Raw genomic sequence first — 25,046 nt, 5'->3', positions numbered from 1 at the left:
TCTGTGGAGGCTCGATGACCAAGATCAACGTGACCGTCGACGGCGTGAGGTTCGCCGACGAGGTCGAACCCCGGACGCTGCTGGTCCACTACCTGCGCGAGACGCTCGGCAAGGTCGGGACGGTGGTCGGTTGTGACACCAGCAACTGCGGGGCCTGCACCGTCGACCTGGACGGTCAGAGCGTGAAGAGCTGCACCGTGCTGGCGGTCCAGGCCGACGGCAGCGAGGTCACCACCATCGAGGGACTGCAGGCCGAGGACGGCACGCTGCACCCGATGCAGCAGGCCTTCCACGACAACCACGGCCTGCAGTGCGGGTACTGCACGCCGGGGATGATCATGGCCTGTCGCGACCTGCTCAAGAACAATCCGAACCCGTCCGAGACCGAGATCCGTGAGGGCATCGAGGGCAACCTCTGCCGCTGCACCGGCTACCAGAACATCGTCAAGGCCGTGCAGGCCGCGGCGGCGCAGGGGGCCTCGGCATGACCGCCGTCGAGGAGCGCACCGAGCAGATCGGCGCCGCCCGCAAGCGCAAGGAGGACCGGCACCTCATCACCGGCCGGACCACCTGGGTCGACAACATGACGGTGCCGGGCATGGTGCACCTGGCCATCCTGCGCAGCCCGATGGCGCACGCCACCATCAGCTCCATCGACGTCAGCGAGGCCAAGGGCCGCCCCGGCGTACTGGCCGTCTTCACCGGTCAGGACTTCGCCCAGACGCAGGGCAACCTGCCCTGCGCCTGGCCGGTCACCCCGGACATGGTGAACCCCGGCGCGCCGTCGCTGGCCGTCACACAGGTCAACCACGTCGGCGAGGCCGTCGCCGTCGTCGCCGCCCGCAGCAAGGCCGCCGCGCAGGACGCACTCGAAGGCATCGACGTCGAGTACGAGCCGCTGCCGGCGATCGTGGACATGGAGGAGGCGATCAAGGACGGATCGCCGCTCGTCCACCCGAACACGACGTCGAACAAGTCCTACACCTGGGCCTTCGAGTCCGGCGAGGCCGGCACCGGGCAGCCCATCCAGGCCGCGCTGGACAACGCCGAGGTCACCGTGAGCCGCCGCTTCGTTCAGCAGCGCCTCATCCCGGCGTTCATGGAGCCGCGCTCGACGCTGGTGCAGCCGGTCGGCGACGGCGTCCTCATCCACTCCTCCACGCAGATCCCGCACATCCTGCGGACGATGATCGCGCTGACCCTCGGCATCGAGGAGCAGAAGGTCCGTGTCGTGGCCCCGGACGTCGGTGGCGGCTTCGGCGGCAAGATCCCGGTGACGCCCGAGGAGGTCATCACGACCCTGGTGGCGCGCAGGCTCGGCAAGCCGGCGAAGTACACCGAGTCCCGGTCGGAATCGCTGATGAGCGCGCACCACGGCCGCGACCAGATCCAGGACATCACGATCACGGCCAAGCGCGACGGCACCGTCACCGGCCTGGACGTCCACCTGCTCGCCGACATGGGGGCCTACCTGCGCCTCGTCGGGCCGGGCGTGCCCGTGCTCGGCGCCTTCATGTTCAACTCGATCTACAAGTTCAACGCCTACCGCTTCGTCTGCGAGGGCATCTTCACCACCAAGACGGCCACCGACGCCTATCGCGGTGCCGGCCGACCCGAGGCGACCTACGCCATCGAACGGATCATGGACGAGCTCGCCGCCGAGCTCGGCATGGACCCGATGGAGCTGCGGCGCAAGAACTGGATCACCCACGACGAGTTCCCGTTCGACACCGTCTGCGGCCTCACCTACGACACCGGCAACTACGAGGCCGCCACCGACAAGGCGCTGGAGCTGATCGGCTGGGACGAACTGCGCCGCGAGCAGCAGGAACGCCGTGACCGCAAGGACCCGGTGCAGCTGGGGCTGGGCATCTCGACCTTCACCGAGATGTGCGGCCTCGCGCCGTCGCGCGTGCTCGGATCGCTGTCCTACGGGGCCGGCGGCTGGGAGTCGGCCTCCATCCGGATGCTCGCCACCGGCAAGGTCGAGGTCGTCACCGGCGCCAGCGCCCACGGCCAGGGCCACGAGACGGCCTTCAGCCAGATCGTCGCCGACAAGCTCGGTGTCGCCTTCGAGGACGTCGAGGTCATCCACGGCGACACCCAGTCCTCCCCCAAGGGCCTGGACACCTACGGCTCGCGCTCGCTGGCCGTCGGCGGCATCGCCATCGTCAAGGCCGGCGACAAGGTGATCGCGAAGGCCAAGCGCATCGCGGCCCACCTGCTGGAGGCGGACGAGAACGACCTGGAGTTCGAGAAGGGCTCCTTCACGGTGAAGGGCTCGCCGGGCTCGTCAGTCTCGATCCAGGAGATCGCCTTCGCGACCTTCACGGCCCACAACCTCCCCGACGGTGTCGAACCGTCACTGGACAGTGACGCCGTCTACGACCCGGAGAACTTCTCTTTCCCGCACGGCACGCACCTCTGCGCCATCGAGGTCGACACCGACACCGGTGAGAGCACGATCCGCAAGTACGTCTGCGTGGACGACATCGGCACCCCGATCAACCCGTTGATCATCGAGGGCCAGGTCCACGGCGGGTTGGCCCAAGGCATCGCCCAGGCACTCTTCGAGGAGGCCGTCTTCGATGCCGACGGCAACCTGACGACGGGCACCTTCGTCGACTACACGCTGCCGTCCGCGGCTGACCTGCCGCACTTCACCACCGACCGCACCGAGACCGCGGCGACCTCGAACCCGCTCGGCGTCAAGGGCGTCGGCGAGGCCGGCACCATCGCCTCCACGCCGGCGGTGATCAACGCGATCGTCGACGCGCTGCGACCGTTCGGCGTGAACGACATCCGCATGCCCGCCACTCCGGAGCGGGTGTGGCGCGCCATTCAGGACGGCGGTTCCGGTGGCGCCCACCGTGCCGCCGAGGGCACCAATGCCTACGGCGGGGCTTCGACGACGACGTCCGACGGAGGAAACTAGTGGCCGTCCCTCCGAGGTCCATGCTCTGCTGCGCGGCGCTTGAGCACGCGACCTGCGGCGTTGTCTTCGTCGTCCATGGCTTCGCCATGACCTCCTCATCCGCCTTGCATTTCACGCACTCAACCACCGCTCGCGACGAGCGGAACCTTGGAGGCACGACCAGATGATCCCGGTCGAGTTCGAGTACGTCCGTCCCACCTCGGTCGGTGAGGCGGTGTCTGCGCTCGGTGAGGCGGGCGAGGACGCCAAGATCATGGGCGGCGGCCAGTCGCTCATCCCGATCCTGCGACTGCGCCTGGCCTACCCGAGCCACGTCATCGACGTCAGCAGGGTCGACGAGATGCGCGGGGTCCGTGATGACGGCGACGCCATCGTCATCGGCGCCATGACCACGCACCACCAGGTCATGCACGACGCGCTGGTCGCCGAGCACGCCCCGCTGATCGCGCAGGCGACCGAGACCGTGGCCGACCCGCAGGTGCGCCACCGCGGCACCTTCGGCGGCGCCTTGGCGCACGCAGACCCTGCCGGCGACCTCGGCGCAGTGGCGCTGGCGCTCGGCTGCCAGTTCACCGCCCACGGCCCCGGCGGTGAGCGCTCCATCGACGCCTCGGACTTCTTCGTCGACTACCTCACCACCGCGCTGTCGCCGGACGAGGTGCTCACCTCCATCCGGGTGCCGAAGCTCGGCGCAGGGTGGTCGTCGCACTACGAGAAGTTCAACCGGGTCGCGCAGGCGTGGTCCATCGTGGCGGTGGCCGCGCTGGTGAAGCGGGAGAACGGCTCGATCAGCGAGGCCCGCATCGGGCTCACCAACATGGGGTCCACGCCGCTGCGCGCCGGCGCCGTCGAGCAGGCACTCGCCGGGGCGGACGCCTCAGCCGAGGCGATCGGATCGGCCGCCGAGCACGCGGCCGAGGGGACGAACGCCCCCGCGGACCTCAACGGCCAGTCGGACTACCGCGAGCACCTGGCGCGGGTGCTCACCAAGCGCGCCGTCCGCCACGCGGCAGGCGTCTCGTGAGGCTGGAGCACTCCTTCACCGTCCCGGTCGGGATCGACGAGGCCTGGCAGATCCTGCTGGACATCGAGCGCATCGGTCCCTGCATGCCCGGCGCGGCGATCGACAGCGTCGACGGCGACGACTTCACCGGCACGGTGAAGGTCAAGCTCGGTCCCATCGGACTCACCTACAAGGGCAAGGCCAGCTTCGTCGAGAAGGACGCCGCCGCGCACCGCGCCGTCATCGACGCCCGCGGCAAGGACGCCCGCGGCAACGGCACGGCGCGGGCCATGGTGACGGCGACGCTGTCGGAGGCGGGCGGTGAGACGACGGTCCGGGTCGACACCGACCTCGACATCACCGGCAAGCCCGCCCAGTTCGGACGCGGGGTGATGGTCGATGTCGGCAACAAGCTCATCGGCCAGTTCGCGGACAACCTGGCCACGACCATCGGGCCGGAGGCCGAACCCGAGCCGGCCCCGGCGGCCACCGGGTCGGCCGCGGCGGGCGCCGTCGCCGGGCCGGGTGGTGGGCCGGCTGCCGAACCGGCTAGCGAGTCTGGCGGCGAGTCGGGCAAGGCCCGGGGCGCCGAGCCCGGTGCGGACGCCGGTGCCGACGCCATGCCGCCCGCGGCGGAGCGGATCGCGGCGACCGGTGGTCCGGTGAACGGGACCCCGTCCCGCCCGCGTCCGTCGCCGGCACCGGCGGATGTCGAGCCGATCAACCTCATCGAATCGGCCGGTCCGGCCGTGGCGAAGCGACTCGCTCCGGTGGCGGTCGCCGTAGTGGTGGTGCTGCTCGCCGTCCGTCGGCGCCGCAAGCACTGACCCCGCGGGGGTCGCCGCGCCGGTCGCCACTCACCGCCCGCTCCCGCTCCCGATGAGTGTGCCGAAATCCGTCGAGTGGGCCGATATTTTCGGCCCACTCGATGTCTATTGGCCCACTGAACGGAAGCGGGGCATGCACTCAACGGACGGGGAACTCAACGAACGGGGCACTCAACGGACGGGGGTGGACGCGTTCCGCACGGGGTCGACGACCTGCGCGGCGAACCAGTCGACGATCTCCGCGCCGGCCCGGATGCCCAGCTGCTCGGTGACGGCGACGTGCGGGGCCGACCACCCCGACTCGACCAGCTCACCGTGCCGGGCGGCGATGCCGGCGTCGGCCGCGAGCAGCAGGTCAGCGTCGAGCAGTGAGTCACCGGCGGCCAGAACGCGCCCGGCCCCGCAGCGCCGCCGGACCTCGGCCACCGCCGCGCTCTTGGTGAGCAGGGCCGGCACCCAGTAGATCTTGCGACCCTGCAGCGACACCTGCCAACCGAGATCCCTGGCCCGGGCAGTCTCGTCGGCGACGAAGCCGGCCGGGACGAGGTCGCGCTCCAGCACGGCATAGCAGAAGAGGCCGCTCGCGATCCGGACGAGTTTCGTCCACTCGGGACGGCAGGCGGCGAGCGCGTGCTCGTACATGGACTCGACCGGACCGGCGGGGATCACCCGGCGCCGGACTTCGGCGTCCCAGTCGGTGTCGGGACTGCCGTCCACCAGCAGCACACCGCCGTTGGCGGCGATCGCAAAGGCCGGCGGCGGGCCCGGCACCTGCACCCGAGCAAGCTGCTCGATGGTGCGGGTCGTGGTGGGGACCACGACGGCCCGCTCGTGCAATCCCGCCATCGCGGCGGCGGCACCGGCGGTCATGAAGGAGGAGTCGACGCCCTGGTAGCGCTCCACGGCAGCCAGGGCTTCTGCCGCACCACCCCAGCGGGCGATCGCGCGCCGGGAGTAGATGAGCGTCTGGTCCAGGTCGGTGGCCAGCACCGTCGTCATCGGGCCGCCGTCCCGTCCGCCCCGGTCGCGCCCCGGGTGTAGCGCGGGTGGATGAGCCCGACGCAGCGGTAGGTGAGGTCCGGGACCTCGACGACGGGGACGCCGCGCTGCTCGGCCAGCAGCCGGACATGGTCCAGGCCGTCCGCCCCCGCCCGGACGAGCACCTGCCACGGCACCCGGCGCAGCAGCACTCGTGTCGTCTCCCCCACGCCCGGCTTCACCAGGGTGACGTCGTCGATGCCGTAGGTCGCGCTGATCTGCTCGATTTCCTGCCAGCCGGCCCAGGTCGGGGTCCGGTCCGCCTTCTGCAGCACCGGCCAGTCCTGCTCGACCTCGGCTGCCACCGCGTCGAAGTGGTCGGCGACGACGTCGAGGAAGCGCCGGGAGACGTCCGCGGCGGCCAGCTCCCGGTAGAACTTGGCGCCGTGGAACTGCCCCGGCGCGAGGATGCGCGGGTGGAGCACCGTCCGGGACACCAGTCCCGAGACGGTGGAGTTGAGGCAGGCCGACGGGATGAGGAAGTCCTCGCGCGTCCCGTAGGTCTCGACGCAGGCGCCGGGGTCGGCGAGGACGGTCAATGCGGGGTCGAAGGCCGTCCCGAGCTCGAGATTCGCCTGCTCGACGGCTGCGGTGAGCTCCCGGGTGATGGCGCCCTTGCCCGTCCACCCGTCCACGAAGACGACAGCGGCGGGATCGTGATGCGCGGCGAGGTAGCGCAGCGCCACCGTGTCGATGCCGCGGCCGCGGACGATGCTCACCGCGTAGTGCGGCAGCTCGACGCCGTGGCGCGCCGCCGCCCAGCGCCGGATGAGGATGCCGACCGGCGTCCCCGCCCGTGCCAGTGACGCCAGGACCGGACGCGGTCCGCGCTCGGCGAGCAGGATCTCGGTCACCACCCCGACCGCGTGGGCGAGCCGCCGCGCCCCGTCGGTCAGCGCGGCGTCGAAGAGGCGCAGGTAGGCGGCGTCAGGTTGGTACTCCACCGGCAGCGACTCGGCGTAGTGCGCGCCGCCGGACTGGATCGCCTCCTCCCGCTCCTCGGTCGGCGCCTCCAGCGTCACCTCCGACAGGTCGGTCAGCAGCCAGCCCACCTCGGCGGCGTCGTAGCTGCCGAACTCCGGACCCCGCAGCGGGGCCGGCAGCGGACGGCGGGTCGGAAGCGTCACGACGTGGACCCGGCTCGCACAGGACGACAGCAGCGGCAGCAGGCCGTCCCGCAGCGCGGTGGTGTCGGCGTCGGTGTCGACCGCCACGACGATGTCGCTCCACGGCTCGGCGCGGGCGACGTTGTAGGCGAAGCGAGGGCCGGGGCCGTCCTGCGGGGTGTCGTGGCTCGGGAAGCTGAGCACGCTGCGGATCGGGTAGCCGGCCTCGTCGCGCGCCACCACGGGCGAGCGCGTCGTGGACGACACCCGCACCGCGACGCCCCGCTCGGCGAGCTCGACGCCGAGCAGGACCGGGGCGTACATCAGCTCCTCGGTGCCGAGGACGAGGACGTCGCCGCCGAGGACCGGCGCGAGCTCGCCGGCGAGGTCTCGGGCGGCGTCCCGCATCGCCACCGTCTGCGCGGGGGTGACCCCGTGCCTACCGCCGTCCGGGGCGGGCCAGTTCGGCCGCCACCAGCGCGATTCGGGAGCGCTGGTCCCGCTGAGCGGCACCGGCGCTCCCGAATCGGTGGTGACCTCGGCGGCGCGGGCCGGGAAGTCGTCCGGCCAGGACACGTCACCCTGCGCCAACGACACCACCTCGACCGGCACGCCGAGCTCGCCCGCGAAGGTCTCGAAGGCGGCACGGTCCGCCTCGCCGCGCAGATCGAGCAGCGTGGCCACCACGTAGCGCCGGTGCGGGGACTGCGCCTGCAGCGCGGCGATGGTGTTGCGCGCCGTCCGCCCGGTGGAGAGCTCGTCGTCGACTAGGACGACGACGTCGGCATCGTCGAACAGGCCGGGGTCCTCGGGCAGCAGCCGGTGACTCGTCGCGTGGCTGTGCTCCTCCTCGAAGGCGGCCAGACCCTGCGCCGTGGCCACCACCCGACGGGTGGAGTGCAGATAGCCAGCCTCGAGCGCCTCGGCCACGCAGTGCCCCAGCCCGGTCGCGGTCTCGGCGAAGCCCAGCACCACCGCGTCGGCGTCGCCGATCACCTGCCGGACGGCGTGGCCCAGCTCGAGTCCGGTGCCGTGGACGAGCCGTGGGTCGGCGGGGACGTGCTTGCCCAGCACTGTCGAGACGAGCAGGTGCGCGCGCTTGGGGTTACGGCGCAGCGCCAGCCCCACGAGCGGCTCCACCGGGCGGGGTCCGCGGGCGTGCAGGCTGACCCCGAACTGCTCGGTCACCCACTCGCCGGTCCATCGGTCGTCCACGCCCGACAGCCTGGCCTACGGGTGCAGCCCGGCCGCGAGCAGGTCGACGAACGAGGTCTCCTCCCGGGCGACTCCGAAGGCGCGGGCCCGCAGCATGGTGCGCTGCGCCCAGGCGGTGTGGGGCTTGCTCTCGTTCATCTTGTTGCCGAAGGCCGACGCCGTCGCGCCGCCGCCGTACTCGGTGGCCAGCACCGCGCAGGCGTCGCTGTACTCCTCGTGCGCCACCACCGACAGGGCGTGGACGGCCGGGACGTGGCTGGGGTGGATGACGGTCTTGCCGAGCAGGCCGTTGGTGCGATCCAGCGACACCTCCCGGATGAGGCCGTCCAGGTCGGCGGCGATGATCTCTGCCCGCAGCGCACGGTCGTGCGCCTCGGCGAAGGGCGACTCGCGCAGCAGCGGCTTGAACATGCGCTCGGTAGCCGAGAAGTACTCCCACACCGGACCGGTGACGACGACACCACCGTCACGGCGGCCGAAGACGTTGATCACCGCGGCGATGACGTCGGCGACGACCCGGACGTCCCAGACGGTGAAGTCCCGGCCCCGGCGCAGGCCCCAGGCAGCGGAGAGATCGGTGGCGCCGATACGGACAGCGGGCACCAGGTCGCGGTACTTGTCGACGAGGCGGCGCGCGCCGAGCAGGCTGTCCACCCTCGTCTCCAGATGGGCCATCCCGGCGGCCTCGATCACCGGCATCGCGAGCAGCGGCCGTCCCAGCGAGGTCGACGCGGCGGTGACGGCCTCCAGGAAGGGTGCGCCGTGCTCCTCGTCGAACTTGGGCAGCACGAAGCCGGCGAGGACGTCGACGGCGTCGCCGAGGGCGCTGACGATCATGGGGATCTGCGCCTCGTCCCGCACCCGGACGAAGACCAGCGGGCGTGCCCGTCCCGACCGATGCAGCTCCCGCAGCTGGGCAACGGCGTTGCCCTCGGCGAAGGGCAGGTCGTCGTCGGCGACGGCGTCCTCGAGACAGACGACCATGCTGGTGACACCCTCGGCCGCGCGGCGCGTGATGTCGTCGGCGAGCCGGGGTCGGGTGCCGGGACAGTAGAGGGTGGCGCCGAGGCCGACCCCGATCATGTCGAGGCCGTCGGCGGGCGAGAACGACTCCGGCGGACGCAGGAAGAGCCGGTCCCGATCCTCGTCGGTGAGGTAGTCGAAGTGCCGCATCCGCGGATGATGCCACGCGGATGTGTCCGCCAGGTTTTCGTCGCGTTCGGCACGGACGTCGGCCGCGCTGTCTGGCACGATCGGGATTCATGACCCAGATGCAGATGGGCGGCAACATCCCGCTGCCCGGCACCCCGGTCCGCGCGTCACTGCGATGGGACGGCGGTGCGGGTGTCCCGGATGTCGACGTCTCGGCGCTGCTGGTGGCGGCCTCGGGCCGGGTCGCCGGGGACGAGGACTTCGTCTTCTACAACCAGCCGCGACACCCGTCCGGAGCGGTCTCGCTCGCCGGGAAGACCGCCGGGCCGCCGGCTGTCGACGTCATCGACATCGACCCTGCCCGGCTGCCGGCCGGAGTCGAGCGGGTGGTGCTCGCGGCGTCGGCCACCGGCGGCAGTTTCGGACAGGTGCCGGGCCTGCAGCTGGTGCTCACCGACCCTGCCGGGGCCGCACTGGCCGTCTTCGCCATGACCGCCACCGACGAGACCGCCTTCCTCTGCGGCGAGCTGTACCGGCGCAACGGGCAGTGGAAGTTCCGCGCCGTCGGGCAGGGCTATGCCTCCGGCCTCGCCGGGCTGGCGCAGGACTTCGGCATCCAGACCGGGGACGAGCCGGCGCCGGCAGCGGTCCCACCGTCTTCCACTCCCCCGCGGCCTTCCACTCTCCCGCCGCCGCCTGCACCGCATCCGTCGACCACGCCGCCACCCTCGCCTGCACCGACACCGCCCGCACCGCCACCCACTCCGGCGGCCGCGGTCTCCGCCCCGCCGGCGCCCGCCCCACCTCCCCCGCCGCCTCCCGCAGCGGCGCCCTCGGGGTCCGGGTCACCGCTGGACCTCGACGCACCATGGCCCCCGCGCTGAGGCTCGCCGGTCACGGCCTGCCCACAGCTCACTCACCGAGGATGCGCAGATGACCACGATCTCCAAGGGCGGCAACGTCCCGGTGCCCGCGGCGTCGGTGCGGGTGACGCTGTCGTGGCAGGGCGGGCCCGGCGTCCCCGATGTCGACGCCTCCGCGCTGCTGCTCCAGACCACCGGAAAGGTTGCGAGCGACGACGACTTCGTCTTCTTCAACCAGCCGCGGCATCCGGGCGGTGGCGTCCGGCACGCCGGCAAGCAGGGCAGCAACGACACCGTCGAGGTCGATCTGGCCGCGTTGCCGAACGACGTCGACCGGGTGGTCCTCGCCGCCTCCGCCGACGGCGGCACCTTCGGCCAGGTGCCGGGCCTGCAGCTGGTCGTCACCGACGCGGGATCGGGCAGCCGGGTCGTCGACTTCGCCCTGGACGCCACCACCGAGACGGCGATGGTGAGCGGCGAGTTCTACCGCCGCAACGGAGAGTGGAAGTTCCGCGCCGTCGGGCAGGGCTACGACAGCGGGCTCGCCGGCATCGCCACCGACTTCGGCATCAGTGTCGACGACGCGCCCGAGCCGGCGACGCCGCCGTCCGTGACACCGCCACCGCCACAGGGCTTCCCGCCACCGCCACCGCCACAGGGCTTCCCGCCACCGCCACCGCCACAGGGCTTCCCGCCACCGCCACCGCCACAGGGCTTCCCGCCACCCCCACCGCCGCAGGGCTTCCCGCCACCGCCGCAGCAGGCCTGGTCGCCGCCGGCGGGTCCGCCGCCCGCGCCGGTCAACCTGGACAAGGGGCGGGTCAACCTGGTGAAGGGACAGCGGGTCAGCCTCACCAAGACCGGCGCTCCGCCGCTGAGCCGCGTGACCATGGGCCTCGGTTGGGATCCGGCCGCCCGCGGCAAGAAGATCGATCTCGACGCCTCCGTCGTCGCCTACGACCACACCGGCAAGAAGCTCGAGATCGTCTGGTTCATGAACCTGAAGGAGTTCAACCGGGCGATCGTGCACACCGGGGACAACCTCACCGGCAAGGGCGACGGTGACGACGAGCAGATCAAGGTCGACCTGCAGGCACTGCCGCCGCAGGTCACCGCCCTCGTCTTCACCATCAACTCGTTCACCGGACAGAAGTTCACCGACGTCGCCAACGCGTTCTGCCGGCTCGTCGACGACGCCTCCGGCGCCGAGCTCGTCCGCTTCGACCTCAGCGAGGCGGAGCCGTCGAGCGCGGTGATCATGGCCGCGCTGCGGCGGCAGCCCGACAGTTCCTGGGAGATGCGGGCCATCGGTGAGTTCCACAAGGCGCGGACGGTGAAGAAGCTGGTCGAGCCGGGTTCGGTCCACGCCACGGCGCCCTGACGTTCCACCCGAACCCAGCCTCGTCTGACCAGTGTGGGGTTTTGGCCCGCTCCAGCATGCCGCAGGGGCACACGACCCACCGCCCCGTCCGGGTTGGCCCCACCCACGCGCGGTGCGAACCGCGATGCAGGCGCGCTGGCATGGGGCCAACCGCGCCGGCATGGGGCCAACCGCGCCGGACGGCGGGCGACCGCGCGTGGACGGCGGGCGGCCGGACGGGCGCGGCGACCAACCGGGCTGGGCCGCCAGCTCGGCCGGGTGACTCGGGTCAGTCGACGGGATGGCGGTCGTCGCGCCAGGTGATGCGGTCGTAGCCGTAGGCGCGCGCGGCCTCCCGGACGTCGCCGACGATGGTCTCCATCTCTGCCCGCACGACGAGCTCGCCGTGCAGGTTGTAGAGCGTCATCAGCATCGCGATGCGGCCGGGATAGAGCCGCTCCAGCGGGATCTCCAGCCGCGCGCCGCCTTCGAGCTGGGCGACCAGGGTGCCGCCCCAGGTCAACTCGGTACGCGACTCGGAGAAGGCGAAGACCGCGATGCGTTCGATGTCGGTGGTCTGCCGCAGGTCGATGCCGAGACGTTCGTACTCCTCGCGGGAGCCGACGATGACCGGCCGCCGAGAGGACGACGGCCCGAACCGGTTGCCGTCGGCCTGCGCGACGATGCCGCTGATGCCGGAGCGCAGCTGGAAGGCCGCACCGAGCCGCAGGTCGCCGACAGCCGGCGAGCAGACGGCCTCGACGACGAGCTGCCCGATCCCGGACTGCACCCTGGTGAGCGTCACCGTGGGGTCCTGCACCCGCAGGATCTGCTGCACCGGGCCGGTCACCCGCGTGACGTGACGCTCCATCCAGGCCGGCAGCGGGGGCGGCGGCTCCGGCGTACGCCGTACCGGCGGGGCGGGCGGCGCCGCGTTCACGGGTGCGCCGGCCCGCGGCGAAGCAGGACGAGTGGACGGTGCGGCGGGGACGGAGAGGTCGAGCGAGGCCGACGTCTCCCCTGGCGACGTGGCCGGCGACGTGCCCGGCGACGTGGCCGCCGGCGGGGTCGCCGGGCTGGCGCGCGTCGGGTGAGGGGGCGGCGGCTGCGGGGAGGCCCCGGCAGCAGGTGGTGAGGTCGAGGGGGCCGGTCCCGGAGCGGCCTGCTCCCGGTCGTGGCGGGTGTAGTCGATCGTCGGTCCGGAGGCGGCGGGAGCCGCTGCGGAGGTCCGGCTCGGCGTCTCGCTCCGCCGTAGCGAGACGGCGGCGGCCGGGTCGGCAGCCGGGGGCACGGCCGGCTGCTTGGGCCGGACGCGCTTACGCAGGAACGGCAGGTCTGTACGGTTCGGCGCGAAGCGCGGATCGGTGATCATGCCGGCCCGAGGGCGATCACAGCGGCAGGCCGTAGTCGGCCGCGATCCCGGTGATGCCCTTGGAGTAGCCCTGCCCGAGGACCTTGAACTTCCACTCGTGCTGGCCGTTGGCCTCGTGCCGGTAGACCTCGCCGAGAGCCACCGCGGTCTCGAGGTCGAAGCCGTCGGCGAGCTGCTCGGAGCGCACCAGCTCGGCGTTGCCGGCGACGTTCAGCACGCGGATCTGGCAGGACCGCAGCTGTCCCAGCGTCCGTCGTTGCGCCGGCCCCTCGTTGATGTACAGGACGCAGACGATCCGTTCGATGTCGGCGGGGACGGCCGCGAGATCCACCTCGATCTGCACTTGGTCCTCACCCAGTGCCTGCTCCAGCTGCTGCACCGACAGCTCGGCCGACGCGAGCTGGTTGAAGAAGACGAAATCCCTGTCGGATCTGACCCGTCCGTGGGCGTCGCAGAGCAGGGCTGCGAAGACGAGGTTGTCATCGAGGACGCGCTCGTGACCGGCGTTCCACGTCACCCCGAGCACGAGACCGCGCAGGTCGGGGATCTCGCGGCTCAGCGACACGTTCGCACCGCGCTTCATCTCAGCCATGACACTCCAACCCTAGAGATCGAGGTCGGACCGGGAGAACTTGGTGCGCAGGAAGTTGCCCTGCGTGAAGATGGCGTCGACGTCGTGCGACTGCGTCGCCTGCAGCAGATCGTCGGCAGCGCTGGAGAGCGCCTCCAGCTGCTCGCGCAGTGCGGCTCGCGGCGTGCGTCCCGACGGGCCTTCTCGCTCGGTGAGCGACGGGTCCAGGTTGAGGTACGTCCGCAGCGTGGTCGGCAGGTAGTCGTTGACGATGCCGTTGATCGAGACGACCGCGTAGATGTCGAGGTCACGGTCGGACGCGGTGTCGATCACGTCGCGGATGGTGTCGGTGATCCCCCGCGCGAAGACCACGGCCTCGACCGGCAGCGAGCCGGCGTTGGCGTTGATGAAGCGCACCAGCTGCCACTGCCGCTCGAGCAGCTTCTCCGGCGAGTCGTCGGGGTCGGTGCCGTCGGCGGGCGGCGGTTCGGGCGGCGGTGGATCGTCGCGACGGCTACGCCGAAACCACGAAGTCATGCCTCCGCAACCGTCAGCCGCGCGGCAGCTGCTGGGGGTTGGCCGCGCCGAACTCGGCGGTGTTGCCCTCCTGCTGCCGGGTCCGCTCGAGGTACGGGCGGGCCCGCTGGATCTGCCCCTCGAGCGCGGTCACGGTCTGCGCCATGCTGTCCACCGACTGCGCCCGGAACGTGTCCAGGGCGTCCATGGTCTGGAAGACGTTGTCGAAGGCGGCCTGCAACTTCTGGATGTCGATCGTGCTGGCCGCGGCCTGCTCGTTGATCTGGGCACCCTGCACCCGAAGCTGCTGCGACGTCGACTCTATGAGGTTCGAGGTCGTGGTGTTCAGCGCCGTGATCTGATCCAGCACCAGCTTCTGCCGCGCCAAGGCCTGCGACACGATGACCGCGGTCCGCAGGGCTGAGACCGTCGTCGTCTGCGCCCGGTCGACGCCCTTGATCAGCTCGATGTTGTTCTTCCGGACCAGGTCGAGGGCCATGTAGCCCTGCACCGACACCGCCATCTGGGTCATGATGTCCTGCCGCCGCTGCCGCACCGCGAAGAGCGCGTCGGACTTCAGCGTGGTGGCGGCCTCGGTGTTGCCCGCGGCCTCGAGCTCGGCGACCTTCTGCGTCAGTGCCTCGTCCAGGGCACCGGCCAGCTCGTTGTACTCGCTGAGCTTGCCCATGGTCGTCCACATGTTCTGCTTCTCGGTCTCGATCGCCGCGTTGTCCTTACGGAGGTCGTCCTGGCCCGACTCGAGCGACTTGATGATCGCGTTGAGCTGCGTCTGCGCCGACTCGTACTTCTGGAAGTACTTGCGGATCCTGTCACCGCCAGGGATCCACTTGAGGATGCGCTTGGCGCCGGTGAGATCGGCCCGGTTGGGGTCGAGGTCGGTGACGGTGTTGCGCAGCTCGTTGAGCGTCGCGGCCACCCGCGTCTGGGCATCGCCACCACCTCCGCCCTGCTGGCCTTTCACGACCGCCGCCGGACGGTCGAGCATCCGGTTCGAGACCGCCGCCGAGGCGCGCAGCTCCTTGTCGCCCATCGAGGTGATGGTGTCGATCTTCTGCGAGAACTGCGGCGTCCGGTGGTCCATGGCTGCGAGCTCGGTGGCGAAAGCCGCGGCGCGCTGCTGCAGCTCGGTCTGCTTCTCCGGCGCGACGGGGACGGCTCCGGCGACCTGCTCCTCCTTCACGACCTGGACCGGCGCGGGAGGTGTCAGCACCAGACCTCCCGCGGCGGGCTGGGCGCCCGGCGTCCCGGCCGGTGTCGCGGTGGCTCCCAAGTCCAGCTCGGACATCTCGCTGCTCCCTGTCGATCGTGCGGAGGACTGCATTCTTGCTAGTGGAGCAACGACCGCGGCGGCACCGGCGTTCCGGGCGGCCGCGGTCGTCGGACCGGGTGCTACTTGCGGCCGGCGGTCCAGTTCATGCCCCAACCGTAGGCCTGGTCCAGCGCGCGCTGCGCGCCGTTGAGGTAGTTGACCTCGCGCTGGATGACCAGCTCGCCGTTGTTGTTGACGAGCTGCGCGACGGCGCAGATCCGGGCACCGTCCCGCGGGTCGTCGAGGTGGATCTCGATCGGCGGCGCGTTGACCGGGAAGATGGTCAGCAGTCCCTGCGCGGCGGCCCAGTTGGCAGCGCCCTCGTAGATGAGGGCGAAGACGAGGATCCGGCGGATCTTGCTGATGTCCTGCAGGTTCACCGTCATGTTCTCGCCGGTGCTCACCCGCCCGGACCGGTCGTCACCGTCGAGACTGATGAGGACCTCGCGCGTGGTCTGCATGTCGCCCTGGAACGCATTGCCCAGTGCCTGCACCACCCCCTTGCTGCCGTCGGCGAACTCGTAGAGGCAGCCCAGGTCCAGGTCGAGCTGGGTGTTCTTGCGGAACAGGCCCTTCTGCTCCGGCCGTGCGTTCCAGTTCAGGTTCACGCGCAGCATGCCGCCCTGGCCGCCGTGCTTGCTCAGCGAGACCGTGGGGGCGGACTTGGTCAGCGTCACCTTGGACAGCGACACCCCGCCCTGCTGCCCCTGCTGGGGATGGCCCTGCTGCTGCGGCGGCGGGTAACCACCCTGCTGCGGGTAGCCGGGCGGCGGGTAACCGCCCTGCTGCGGATATCCCGGCGGCGGGGGCGGCGGATATCCACCCTGCTGCGGGTACCCCGGAGGCGGACCCTGCGGCGGATATCCCGGCGGCGGGGGCGGCGGGTAACCGCCCTGCTGCGGCGGCTGCTGCTGCGGGGGTGGCGGGGGCGTCGGCGGGGTGGCCGGACGCTTCGTGTAGTCGATGCCCACGAGTACTCCTTCTCGCGATCGGGTTCGTGAGGATGTTCTCGGTCAGACCGATGCCGCAGCTGTGCTCGTGCCGGAGCCGTCGCCCGAGCCTGCCGCCTCGCGGCGGTTGCGCACGATCGAGGAGAGCAGCGCCAACGCGATGAAGCCGACGCCGATGAGGCCGGTGACCAGCTCCGGCACCTCGTACTTGATGGAGACCAGCAGGATCGTCGCCAGAGCGCCGATCGCCCACAGGGCGCCGTGCTCGAGGTAGACGTACTCGCTCAACGTGCCCTTGCGGACGAGGAAGATCGTCGTCGAGCGGATGAACATCGCACCCACGCCGAGGCCGATCGCGATGATGATCGGGTCGGAGGTGATGGCGAAGGCGCCGATGACACCGTCGAAGCTGAACGACGCGTCGAGCACCTCGAGGTAGAGGAAGAGGAAGAAGGCCGCCTTGCCGACCGCCACCGTCGCGCTCTGGTTGCGCTGGATGCTGACGTGGCCGTCGGCTTCGTCCAGCTCGTCGTCGTCCTCGATGTTGAAGAGCTCGCCCAGACCGTTCACCAGCAGGTAGGTGGCGATGCCCAGCACGCCGCAGAACAGCACCGTCGCGCTCTTGTCGGCCGGCTCGGGGTGCTCGATGTGGGCGCCGATCGTGTAGGCCACCGACGCCAGCGCGACGAGGGCGATGACGACCGACAGCTGGTCGAGCCGTCCGATCTTCTGCAGCGGCTTCTCGACCCAGCTCAGCCAGGTGATCTCCCGCTCCTCGAAGACGAAGTTGAGGAAGAGCATCAGCAGGAACATGCCGCCGAAGGCCGCGATCGCCGGGTGGGCCTCACGCAGCAGGAAGCCGTAGGTGCCGGGCTCGTCGGGGTTGCCCTTCTCCAGCGCCAGCTTCACCGCCTCGACCGGCGACTTCTGCGCGCTGAGGCTGACGATGATGAGCGGGAAGATCAGCCGCATGCCGAAGACGGCGATGATGACGCCGACGGAGAGGAAGATCTTCTGCCAGAACTCGCTCATCCGGACCAGCACCGTCGCGTTGACGACGGCGTTGTCGAACGACAGCGAGATCTCCAGGATGGCCAGGATCGCCACGAGGGCGAGGCCGGTCGTGCTGTCGTAGACGAAGCCGAGGACGAGGCCGAGGACGGCGACGCCGAGCGACCAGCCGAAGATGCGGAAGAACACGGGTGCTCCAGCGGGGTGAGGGGTGGCGGGCAACCGGCGCCCGGCGACGGCGGGAACCCGTCACCGGACGCGAGAGCGCAGGCTCAGACGTTGACGCCGAAGTCCAGGGCGATGCCGCGCAAGCCGTTGCTGTATCCCTGGCCGACGGCGCGGAACTTCCACTCGTTGCCGTTGCGGTACAGCTCGCCGAAGATCATCGCCGTCTCGGTCGAGGCGTCCTCGGAGAGGTCGTAGCGGGTGATCTCGTTGTTGTCGGCCTGGTTGACCACGCGGATGAAGGCGTTGCGGACCTGACCGAAGGACTGCTGCCGCTGCTCGGCCTCGTAGATCGACACCGTGATGACGATCTTGTCGCACTCGGCGGGGACGCCGGCGAGGTTCACCTTGATCGCCTCGTCGTCGCCCTCGCCCTCACCGGTGAGGTTGTCACCGGTGTGCTCGACCGAGCCCTCGGGGCTGACGAGGTTGTTGAAGAAGATGAAGTGCTGGTCGGAGAGGATCTTGCCCGACGAGCCGAGCATGAGCGCGGAGGCGTCGAGGTCGAAGTCCTGACCGGAAGTGGTGCGGGCGTCCCAGCCGAGACCGACGAGGACGGCGGTCAGGCCCGGCGCCTCCTTGGTGAGCGAGACGTTTCCACCCTTGCTGAGGCTGACACTCATGGGGTTCCTCCCGAGATTCGTAGGTGCTGCGCGGACGGTAGCTGCGGACGGTAGCTGCGAGGTCGGACAGTGTGCGGTAGCGGAGTCAGACGTTGACGCCGTAGTCGCCGGCGATGCCGGCGAGCCCCGCGCTGTAACCCTGCCCCACGGCGCGGAACTTCCACTCGTTGCCGTTCTTGTAGAGCTCGCCGAAGATCATCGCGGTCTCGGTCGAGGCGTCCTCGGAGAGGTCGTACCGGGCCAGCTCCGAGCCGTCGGCCTGGTTGACCACGCGGATGAAGGCGTTGCGGACCTGACCGAAGGTCTGGCCGTTGCTGCCGCCCTCGTAGATCGAGACCGGGAAGACGATCTTGGCGGCATCGGCCGGCAGGGCGGTGAGGTTGACCGTCACCTGCTCGTCGTCGCCGCCCCCCTCACCGGTGAGGTTGTCGCCCGAGTGCGACACCGCACCGTCGGGCGAGGTGAGGTTGTTGAAGAAGACGAAGTGCTTGTCCGACACCACGCGGTTGTCGGCGTTGCAGACAATGGCGCTCGCGTCGAGGTCGAACTGGGCGCCGTCGGTGGTGCGGGCGTCCCAGCCGAGGCCGACCACGACGGTCGACAGACCGGGCGCGGCCTTCGTCAGCGAGACATTGCCGCCCTTGGTGAGGCTCACGGTCACGGTGGGCTCCAGGAAAAGGTCACAGAAACACGGATGTCTGCGACCCTAGCCGCCCTGGCTACCGCAGTCGCCGGGGAGCGGTCCCCGCCTGCCACCGGCTTCGCTCGGCCGCACGGCGCAGCGTCCATGGCCGGCCCGGACGGTCACCCCTGGCGGATGACGGCGAAGTAGAACTGCTTCGAGCCGGGGTCGTAGGCCCACCCGACATCGATGGACTTCGTGTCGGCCAGCAGCTTGCCGAGCTGCTTGATCTTGTCGACGGCGAGCGTGCCGTCGGGCCCGCCGCCGTCACCGGCGGGCACCTGGGTCAGGGCCCACTTGCCGTCGCAGTCGTTGCCGTTGGAGAGCGCGCACGCGGTGGCCGCGGCCGAGACCTTGCCGGGCACCGCGGACTTGCCGTTCTCGGTGCGGTAGGCGTTGATGGCGGCAACCGCGTTGCCGACATCGGCGGTGAGGGCGCAGGGCTTGTCGTCGGGACACGAGACCGTGCCGGCGCCCGTCGAGCCAGTGGCTCCGGAGGGGCCGTCACTCCCGGGGGCACCGGTGCTGCCGTCGCTGCCCGACACCTCGGGCGCCGGTGAGGAGTTGTTCGCGCTCGACCCCGACGGGCTGGCAGGGGCGGTCGGTGCCTCCGTCGGCCCGGCGTAGTCCTGAGTGTCCGGGTTACCCCCGGAGGTGTTGAAGAAGGTCACCATCAGCACCACGAAGAGCGCCGCGACGAGCGCGAGCATGCCCAGCAGCCACGCCGCGCGCTTGCGGATCTCCGGGTCGCGATCCGGCGCGTCGTCGGCCATGCGGGTCCCCTCCCCGGTCGGGCATCGGCTGTGGCGCCGGTCGGCCCACCCGATCGGGGGACGATGTCGCGCCGCGCCGACCTCGCTTCGATCGGCGCTGTCCATTATGGCCACGCCACCGTTGCCGCGCCGCCCGCTCTCACCCGGCTGCGATCCCGGCCACCGAATGAGACAGAGACCCGGACCACCTTGCGGGTTATGTGAGGCTTACCTAATCTGAGACCACCGGACGAAGCGACCAGCGTGGACGGAGGCCAGGACGTGTACGTGTGCATCTGCCACGCCGTCACCGACGACGAGATCGAGTCGGCGATGGACGCCGGGGCGAACTGCCTCGGCTCGGTGACGGCGGCGACCCGGGCCGGCGGCACCTGCGGCACCTGCCACGACCACATCGACGAGCTGCTGGCCAGCCGCTGCGGTCCCTGCCCTGCCGCGGCCCTGACGCGGGTCGCCGCGCTCGTCCCCTAGGCTCTGCGGTCATGCGAGGCGACGAGCGGGTCATCGAGTTCCTGAACGAGCAGTTGAGCGCGGAGCTGACCGCGATCAACCAGTACTTCCTGCACGCGAAGATGCAGGAGAACTTCGGCTGGATCAAGCTCGCGCGCTACACGCGCTCGGAGTCCATCGACGAGATGCGCCACGCCGAGACGCTCACCGACCGCATCCTCTTCCTCGACGGGCTACCGAACTACCAGCGGCTCTTCCCGCTGCGCATCGGCCGCACCGTGCGGGAGATGTTCGTGGCGGACATGGCCATCGAGGCCGAGGCGATCGATCGGCTGCGCCGGGGCGCCGAGTACATGCGCAGCGTCGGCGACCTGACGAGCAAGAACATCTTCGAGGCGATCCTCGCCGACGAGGAGCACCACATCGACTACCTCGAGACGCAGCTGGCGCTGCTGGACTCGGTCGGTGAGCAGCTCTACCTCGCACAGCTGCTCGAGCAGCCCGAGAGCTGAGCCCGCCGGAACTCGGTAGGCTCGGCTCCGTGGTCGAGCAGCACGGACGATCGGTGCGGCCTCGCTGGCCCGCGGTGACGAGGACCTCGGTTCCCTCGTCACTGCTGCCGACCCTGCTGCCGGACGTCGGCCTCGCCGCCCCGGCGCCACCGGCCGCCCGCACCCGGCGCCAGCGCTCCCCCCGCCATCTGGAGCTGGTCGACGATCTCGTGCTCCGCGACGACTGGGCGGGCGCGGCGTTGCATGCCTGCCTCGCGCATCTGCTCGTCAGCACCGTCACCGAGGCCCGCCGGGTCTGGGTGGTCGACGCCTGGGCCGAGGCCGACGACAGCTTCTGCATCGTCTACCGGCCCCCGCTGGACGAGGGGCGCGTCGTCGGGTTGCGGCGCAGCCGCGCCGCCGCGGTGGAGCCCACCGGTTGGGCCCCCGGCGACATGACGACGTGGGGTTACGACATGGGACCGTCGGTGGACCCCGAGCCCTTCGGCTGGAACGTCGCGGACTTCGACGTGGGCGAGCCGCTGGGGTTCGTCACGACAGTGCTGCGGTACGACCCCGCGGACATCGGCTGGTGGGGCAATCTCGGCGCCGAGCTGCCCGAGGCTCCCCGGCGCTGACCTCGACGCCGGGGCGGCGCTCTTTCGCACACTTACGCCCTGAGCGTTATGCCCGCGCTCGATCGGGATAAGGCGCGGCACCGATCAAGTCCGGCGCCTCCGGCAAATCGGACGTGCCAGTCGTTGCCGAGGCGAGTTGTGCGTGATCTTTCGATAACGGACGTGTCACGGTCGTGATCCCTGCACGACTTCGTCCCCTCGCACCAAGAAGGCCTCTGTCTATAGTTGGCGAACTCCCGGGAGGGGAAGGTGGACCGAAACATGAGTCAAGCACCGCTTCACACGCACACCGAGCAGACGGGTATCTCGTGACGGAGTCGGCCGCGGCGAGCGCCGCGCCCCTGGAGTTCCGCAACGTCACCAAGCGCTATGCGGGCGCCCCGTCGGCAGCCATCGAGGACCTCTCCTTCACGGTCCCCGCCGGCGAGGTCTGCGTCCTGGTCGGCCCGTCCGGCTGCGGCAAGACGACCGCGATGCGCATGGTCAACCGGATGATCGACATCACCGGCGGCGACATCCTCATCGACGGCAAGGGCGTGAAGAACCGTCAGCCCGCCGAGTTGCGACGCGAGATCGGCTACGTGATCCAGAACGTGGGGCTCTTCCCCCATCTGACGATCACGAACAACATCGGCACCGTGCCGCGCCTGCTGGGCTGGGACAAGAAGCGCATCGCCGCACGCAGCGCGGAGCTGCTGGAGCTGATCGGCCTGCCGGCCGAGATGGGCAAGCGCTACCCGAGCCAGCTCTCGGGTGGTCAGCGCCAGCGCGTCGGCGTGGCCCGTGCCCTCGCCGCGGACCCGCCGCTGATGCTGATGGACGAGCCGTTCGGCGCGATCGACCCGATCAACCGCGAGAACCTGCAGAACCAGTTCCTGCGGCTGCAGCAGGAGATCCGCAAGACCATCGTCTTCGTCACGCACGACATCGACGAGGCGATCAAGATGGGCGACCGGATCGCGATCTTGCGCGAGGGCGGCGAGCTGGTGCAGTACGACACCCCGGACGCCATCCTCGCCAACCCCGCCAACGACTTCGTCGCGCAGTTCGTCGGTGCCGACCGTGGTCTCAAGCGGCTCGCACTGAGCACGCTCGAGGGCCTCGATCTCGAGCGCTCACGCAAACCGGAGGACGGCGCGCCCTCGGTCGCGATCACCTCGACGCTGCGTGACGCCCTGTCGACGCTCATGACCGAGCGGGTGCATGCCCTCACGGTGCTCGACCGGGATGGTTCGGTCGCAGGAACCGTCGGCGTGGAAGACATCAACCGCGCATTGCAGCGAACGCCCGATGGCCACGTGACCGCCGCGGACTCGCCCGCGTGAGCGCATTGTTGCTGCTCGCCGTCGCGCCCTCCCCCGCCCCCACGGGTGGCGGTCCCGCCATTCCTGATTACGGCGGGGGCAGCGACGGTGGGGCCGGCACGAGCTGCGTGGCTCGCGGCGGCACGTTCTGCTGGGACTGGGTCGACCAGAATCGCGATGCCATTTTCAGCGCGCTGGGCAAGCACATCCAGCTCAGCGTCATCTCCCTGGTGGTCGGCTTCGCGATCGCCTTCGTGCTCGCCCTGCTTGCCTTTCGGCTCCGATGGCTGGCGGTGCCGATCACGTTCCTGACCAGCGTGCTGTTCACCATCCCGTCGATTGCCGCGTTCTACATCCTCATCCAGTACACGGGCCTCACGGATCTGACGGCGGAGATCGCCTTGGTCTCCTACACGCTGTTGATCTTGTTCACGAATACCTTGGCCGGGCTCACCGGCGTCTCCCCTGACGTCAGGGATGCCGCCGAGGGTCTGGGCATGACGCGCATACAGCTGCTGCTCAAAGTCGAGCTCCCGCTCGCGGTGCCGACGATCGTCGCAGGCATCCGGGTTGCGGCCGTGACCATCATCTCGTTGGTGACGGTGGCCGGGCTGATCGGACTCGGCGGACTGGGCGACGTCATCTACACCCTCGGCGTGAAGCGCAACATCAACACGGCACTCGTCGTCGGCGGCCTGCTCTGCATCGCGCTCGCCCTCGTCGCCGACGCAATCCTCGTCCTCGCGCAGAGGCTGGCCACCCCGTGGGCCTCGGCCCGCCGAAACCGGTGATGACATGAGCAATCAGTTCACGGACGGCTTCAATTTCATCGGTGACTTCTGGTTCTCGAACCTGCAAGGCCGCGACCTGACTCTTGCCGACCTCACCCTCGACCACTTGGCGCTCTCAGCGAAGGCCGTGCTGATCTCGGTTCTGATCGGTGTGCCGCTGGGCGCAACCCTCGGCCACCTGCACCGCTTCTCGTTCCTCGCGATCAACACCTCTAACGTGGCACGGGCGCTACCCACCACCGCAGTGCTCGCGATCTTGTTTCCCTACACCGGCATCGGCGACACCACGGCAATCATCGCTCTGGTCATCCTCGGCGCACCACCGATCCTGACCAACACCTATGTGGCCATCGACGGCGTTGACGTCGACACCGTCGACGCGGCGCGGGGCATCGGACTCACGCCACGGCAAGTGCTGACCAAGGTGGAACTCCCCCTGGCCCTTCCCTTGATCTTCGCCGGCGTGCGCACGGCAGCAGTGTTCATCGTCGCCACCGCGACGCTCAAGGGCTTCTTCGGTGGTGGTGGGCTCGGCGACGTCATCGCCAACGTCGCGTCGTACGGCATCGCGGGCGTCATCGGCGCATCGCTGGTGCTGATCGGATTGGCCATCGTCGCCCAGATCTTGTTCCTCGTCCTGGAATACGTCGTCACGCCTCGAGGCCTTCGGCGTCAGCGCGCGGGTCGCTTCACCCGACGGCCGAGTTCCGGCGGGGACCTGCCCGCCGACCAGGCCGGCGGGACAGCGCCCGACATCGTCGCTCGCACCGTCGTCACAACCACCGGTTCTGCTTGACCGCTCGGCCACCAGAAGGCCGGGCATCCGACAACGAAGGAGCAGTACGCCCATGATGAAGACCATGCTCTCCCGAGCGTCTGTCGCCACGGCGTCCATCGCCGTGGTGACCTTGGCCCTGGCAGCCTGCGGATCCGACAGCGGTAGCGGCGGCGGCAGCACTGGTGGCAGCGGCAGCGGTTCGAGCGGGGATAAGGGCAGCGGCACCATCACGCTGGGCACCAAGGACTTCGACGAGCAGTTCCTGCTCGGCGAGCTGTACGCCCAGGCCCTGCGCGCCAAGGGATTCACGGTCAACCTGAAGAAGAACATCGGCTCGTCCGAGGTCATCGACAAGGCCATGACCAGCGGCCAGATCGACGGGTACCCCGAATACACCGGCGTCATCTACAGCAACAAGGACCTGGCTAACCTCGGCGACCACCCCGAGTCGGCCGAGGTCACGTACGAGGGTGCCAAGAAGTGGGAGGCCGCGCGCGGCTACACCATGTTCGACCGGACCCCGTTCCAGGACGCAGACGGTCTGGCCGTGACGAAGTCATACGCGGCCAAGAACAGCCTCAAGAACATCGAGGACATGAAGAAGATCAAGTCCTTCACCTACGCCGGTCCGCCGGAGAACGCGACCCGCTACCAGGGCGTCCTCGGCCTGAAGCAGGCGTACGGCCTGAACAACTTCACCTTCAAGCCGCTCGCCACGGGCAGCCAGTACTCCGCCCTCGACAACGGCAGCGTCACCAGCATCGCGATCTTCACCACTGACGGCCAGCTCGCCAGCGGCAAGTACACCGTCCTCAACGACACCAAGGGCATCTTCGGCTACCAGAACGTGGCGCCGGTGATCAAGACGTCCGTGGCCAAGAAGCTCGGAACCCCCTTCACCGAGACGCTCAACAAGGTCAGCTCGCTGCTCACGACGCAGGCCATCGTGGCCATGAACTCGGCTGTCCAGATCCAGAAGCAGGACCCGGGCGCCGTCGCCAAGAAGTTCCTGCAGGCGAACAAGCTCGTCTGACAGCCGAAC

25 protein-coding genes are annotated in these 25,046 nt (G+C 70.1%); 13 read left to right on the top strand and 12 right to left on the bottom strand.

The window, feature by feature from the left end:
* Positions 1-14: 14 nt before the first annotated feature.
* From AC0NZQ_RS19805 to AC0NZQ_RS19790, 4 genes are all read left to right on the top strand, one after another.
* Entirely contained in the window at positions 15-488 is a 474-nt protein-coding gene (locus AC0NZQ_RS19805; protein WP_474531804.1) for a (2Fe-2S)-binding protein, read from the top strand.
* Positions 485-2,935 carry a xanthine dehydrogenase family protein molybdopterin-binding subunit gene (locus AC0NZQ_RS19800; RefSeq protein WP_474531803.1) on the top strand — a complete coding sequence of 817 codons (2,451 nt, stop codon included), beginning with the start codon at positions 485-487 and terminating at the stop codon, positions 2,933-2,935. The genes AC0NZQ_RS19805 and AC0NZQ_RS19800 overlap by 4 nt, the downstream gene beginning before the upstream one ends.
* Positions 2,936-3,098: 163 nt before the next feature.
* Entirely contained in the window at positions 3,099-3,959 is an 861-nt protein-coding gene (locus AC0NZQ_RS19795; RefSeq protein ID WP_474531802.1) for an FAD binding domain-containing protein, read from the top strand.
* Positions 3,956-4,765: an SRPBCC family protein gene (locus AC0NZQ_RS19790; protein WP_474531801.1), complete on the top strand. Its 810-nt coding sequence runs from the start codon at positions 3,956-3,958 to the stop codon at positions 4,763-4,765. Before AC0NZQ_RS19795 ends, AC0NZQ_RS19790 begins: the two co-directional genes overlap by 4 nt.
* Positions 4,766-4,936: 171 nt before the next feature.
* On the opposite strand, the gene AC0NZQ_RS19785 is transcribed toward AC0NZQ_RS19790, so the two are convergent.
* From AC0NZQ_RS19785 to AC0NZQ_RS19775, 3 genes are read right to left on the bottom strand one after another with little or no spacing between them, the layout of a single operon-like run.
* Positions 4,937-5,764, bottom strand: coding sequence for an HAD family hydrolase (locus tag AC0NZQ_RS19785; RefSeq protein WP_474531800.1), 828 nt, complete (start codon positions 5,762-5,764; stop codon positions 4,937-4,939).
* The gene (locus AC0NZQ_RS19780) at positions 5,761-8,124 is read right to left on the bottom strand and encodes a phosphoribosyltransferase (RefSeq protein WP_474531799.1); all 2,364 of its coding nucleotides are present in this window, start codon (positions 8,122-8,124) and stop codon (positions 5,761-5,763) included. Before AC0NZQ_RS19780 ends, AC0NZQ_RS19785 begins: the two co-directional genes overlap by 4 nt.
* A 15-nt stretch (positions 8,125-8,139) precedes the next feature.
* Complete coding sequence (locus AC0NZQ_RS19775) at positions 8,140-9,297, bottom strand: HpcH/HpaI aldolase/citrate lyase family protein (protein ID WP_474531798.1); 1,158 nt, start codon at positions 9,295-9,297, stop codon at positions 8,140-8,142.
* Between the two features lie 89 nt (positions 9,298-9,386).
* On the opposite strand from AC0NZQ_RS19775, the gene AC0NZQ_RS19770 reads away from it, so the two are divergent.
* Both AC0NZQ_RS19770 and AC0NZQ_RS19765 read left to right on the top strand, forming a co-directional pair.
* Positions 9,387-10,160, top strand: coding sequence for a TerD family protein (locus AC0NZQ_RS19770; RefSeq protein WP_474531797.1), 774 nt, complete (start codon positions 9,387-9,389; stop codon positions 10,158-10,160).
* 58 nt (positions 10,161-10,218) lie between these two features.
* Positions 10,219-11,520 carry a TerD family protein gene (locus AC0NZQ_RS19765; protein ID WP_474532036.1) on the top strand — a complete coding sequence of 434 codons (1,302 nt, stop codon included), beginning with the start codon at positions 10,219-10,221 and terminating at the stop codon, positions 11,518-11,520.
* A 268-nt stretch (positions 11,521-11,788) separates the two neighbouring features.
* Here the strand turns inward: AC0NZQ_RS19765 and AC0NZQ_RS19760 are convergent, their stop codons facing one another.
* From AC0NZQ_RS19760 to AC0NZQ_RS19720, 9 genes are all read right to left on the bottom strand, one after another.
* Positions 11,789-12,790, bottom strand: coding sequence for a TerD family protein (locus tag AC0NZQ_RS19760; protein WP_474531796.1), 1,002 nt, complete (start codon positions 12,788-12,790; stop codon positions 11,789-11,791).
* A 97-nt stretch (positions 12,791-12,887) separates the two neighbouring features.
* The gene (locus tag AC0NZQ_RS19755) at positions 12,888-13,463 is read right to left on the bottom strand and encodes a TerD family protein (protein WP_474531795.1); all 576 of its coding nucleotides are present in this window, start codon (positions 13,461-13,463) and stop codon (positions 12,888-12,890) included.
* 12 nt (positions 13,464-13,475) lie between these two features.
* Positions 13,476-13,979 (bottom strand): hypothetical protein, encoded by a 504-nt coding sequence (locus AC0NZQ_RS19750; RefSeq protein ID WP_474531794.1) that lies wholly within the window; start codon positions 13,977-13,979, stop codon positions 13,476-13,478.
* A 13-nt stretch (positions 13,980-13,992) separates the two neighbouring features.
* Complete coding sequence (locus AC0NZQ_RS19745; RefSeq protein ID WP_474531793.1) at positions 13,993-15,264, bottom strand: toxic anion resistance protein; 1,272 nt, start codon at positions 15,262-15,264, stop codon at positions 13,993-13,995.
* Positions 15,265-15,368: 104 nt separating this feature from the next.
* Positions 15,369-16,259 carry a TerD family protein gene (locus AC0NZQ_RS19740; protein ID WP_474531792.1) on the bottom strand — a complete coding sequence of 297 codons (891 nt, stop codon included), beginning with the start codon at positions 16,257-16,259 and terminating at the stop codon, positions 15,369-15,371.
* Between the two features lie 42 nt (positions 16,260-16,301).
* Positions 16,302-17,438, bottom strand: a complete 1,137-nt coding sequence (locus AC0NZQ_RS19735) for a DUF475 domain-containing protein (RefSeq protein ID WP_474531791.1) — start codon at positions 17,436-17,438, stop codon at positions 16,302-16,304.
* Positions 17,439-17,521: 83 nt separating this feature from the next.
* The gene (locus AC0NZQ_RS19730) at positions 17,522-18,097 is read right to left on the bottom strand and encodes a TerD family protein (protein WP_474531790.1); all 576 of its coding nucleotides are present in this window, start codon (positions 18,095-18,097) and stop codon (positions 17,522-17,524) included.
* A gap of 85 nt (positions 18,098-18,182) precedes the next feature.
* Complete coding sequence (locus AC0NZQ_RS19725) at positions 18,183-18,758, bottom strand: TerD family protein (protein WP_474531789.1); 576 nt, start codon at positions 18,756-18,758, stop codon at positions 18,183-18,185.
* Positions 18,759-18,901: 143 nt separating this feature from the next.
* Positions 18,902-19,552, bottom strand: a complete 651-nt coding sequence (locus AC0NZQ_RS19720) for a hypothetical protein (protein ID WP_474531788.1) — start codon at positions 19,550-19,552, stop codon at positions 18,902-18,904.
* Between the two features lie 261 nt (positions 19,553-19,813).
* On the opposite strand from AC0NZQ_RS19720, the gene AC0NZQ_RS19715 reads away from it, so the two are divergent.
* The 7 genes from AC0NZQ_RS19715 (at position 19,814) to AC0NZQ_RS19685 (ending at position 25,037) form a co-directional block, all read left to right on the top strand.
* Positions 19,814-20,023 carry a (2Fe-2S)-binding protein gene (locus tag AC0NZQ_RS19715; protein WP_474531787.1) on the top strand — a complete coding sequence of 70 codons (210 nt, stop codon included), beginning with the start codon at positions 19,814-19,816 and terminating at the stop codon, positions 20,021-20,023.
* 11 nt (positions 20,024-20,034) lie between these two features.
* Entirely contained in the window at positions 20,035-20,514 is a 480-nt protein-coding gene (gene bfr, locus AC0NZQ_RS19710) for a bacterioferritin (protein WP_474531786.1), read from the top strand.
* Between the two features lie 29 nt (positions 20,515-20,543).
* Positions 20,544-21,131 carry a hypothetical protein gene (locus AC0NZQ_RS19705; protein ID WP_474531785.1) on the top strand — a complete coding sequence of 196 codons (588 nt, stop codon included), beginning with the start codon at positions 20,544-20,546 and terminating at the stop codon, positions 21,129-21,131.
* Between the two features lie 308 nt (positions 21,132-21,439).
* Positions 21,440-22,456 carry an ABC transporter ATP-binding protein gene (locus tag AC0NZQ_RS19700; protein ID WP_474531784.1) on the top strand — a complete coding sequence of 339 codons (1,017 nt, stop codon included), beginning with the start codon at positions 21,440-21,442 and terminating at the stop codon, positions 22,454-22,456.
* Entirely contained in the window at positions 22,453-23,226 is a 774-nt protein-coding gene (locus tag AC0NZQ_RS19695) for an ABC transporter permease (RefSeq protein WP_474531783.1), read from the top strand. Before AC0NZQ_RS19700 ends, AC0NZQ_RS19695 begins: the two co-directional genes overlap by 4 nt.
* Positions 23,227-23,230: 4 nt before the next feature.
* A complete protein-coding gene (locus AC0NZQ_RS19690; protein WP_474531782.1) occupies positions 23,231-24,022 on the top strand; it encodes an ABC transporter permease in 792 nt (263 codons plus the stop codon).
* A gap of 52 nt (positions 24,023-24,074) precedes the next feature.
* Positions 24,075-25,037, top strand: a complete 963-nt coding sequence (locus tag AC0NZQ_RS19685; RefSeq protein ID WP_474531781.1) for an ABC transporter substrate-binding protein — start codon at positions 24,075-24,077, stop codon at positions 25,035-25,037.
* Positions 25,038-25,046: the final 9 nt, after the last annotated feature.

It is taken from the genome of Jatrophihabitans sp. sgz311053, assembly GCF_056135305.1.
The sequence above is the reverse complement of the archived record's forward strand: the minus strand, read 5'-3'. Positions and strand labels throughout refer to the sequence as shown.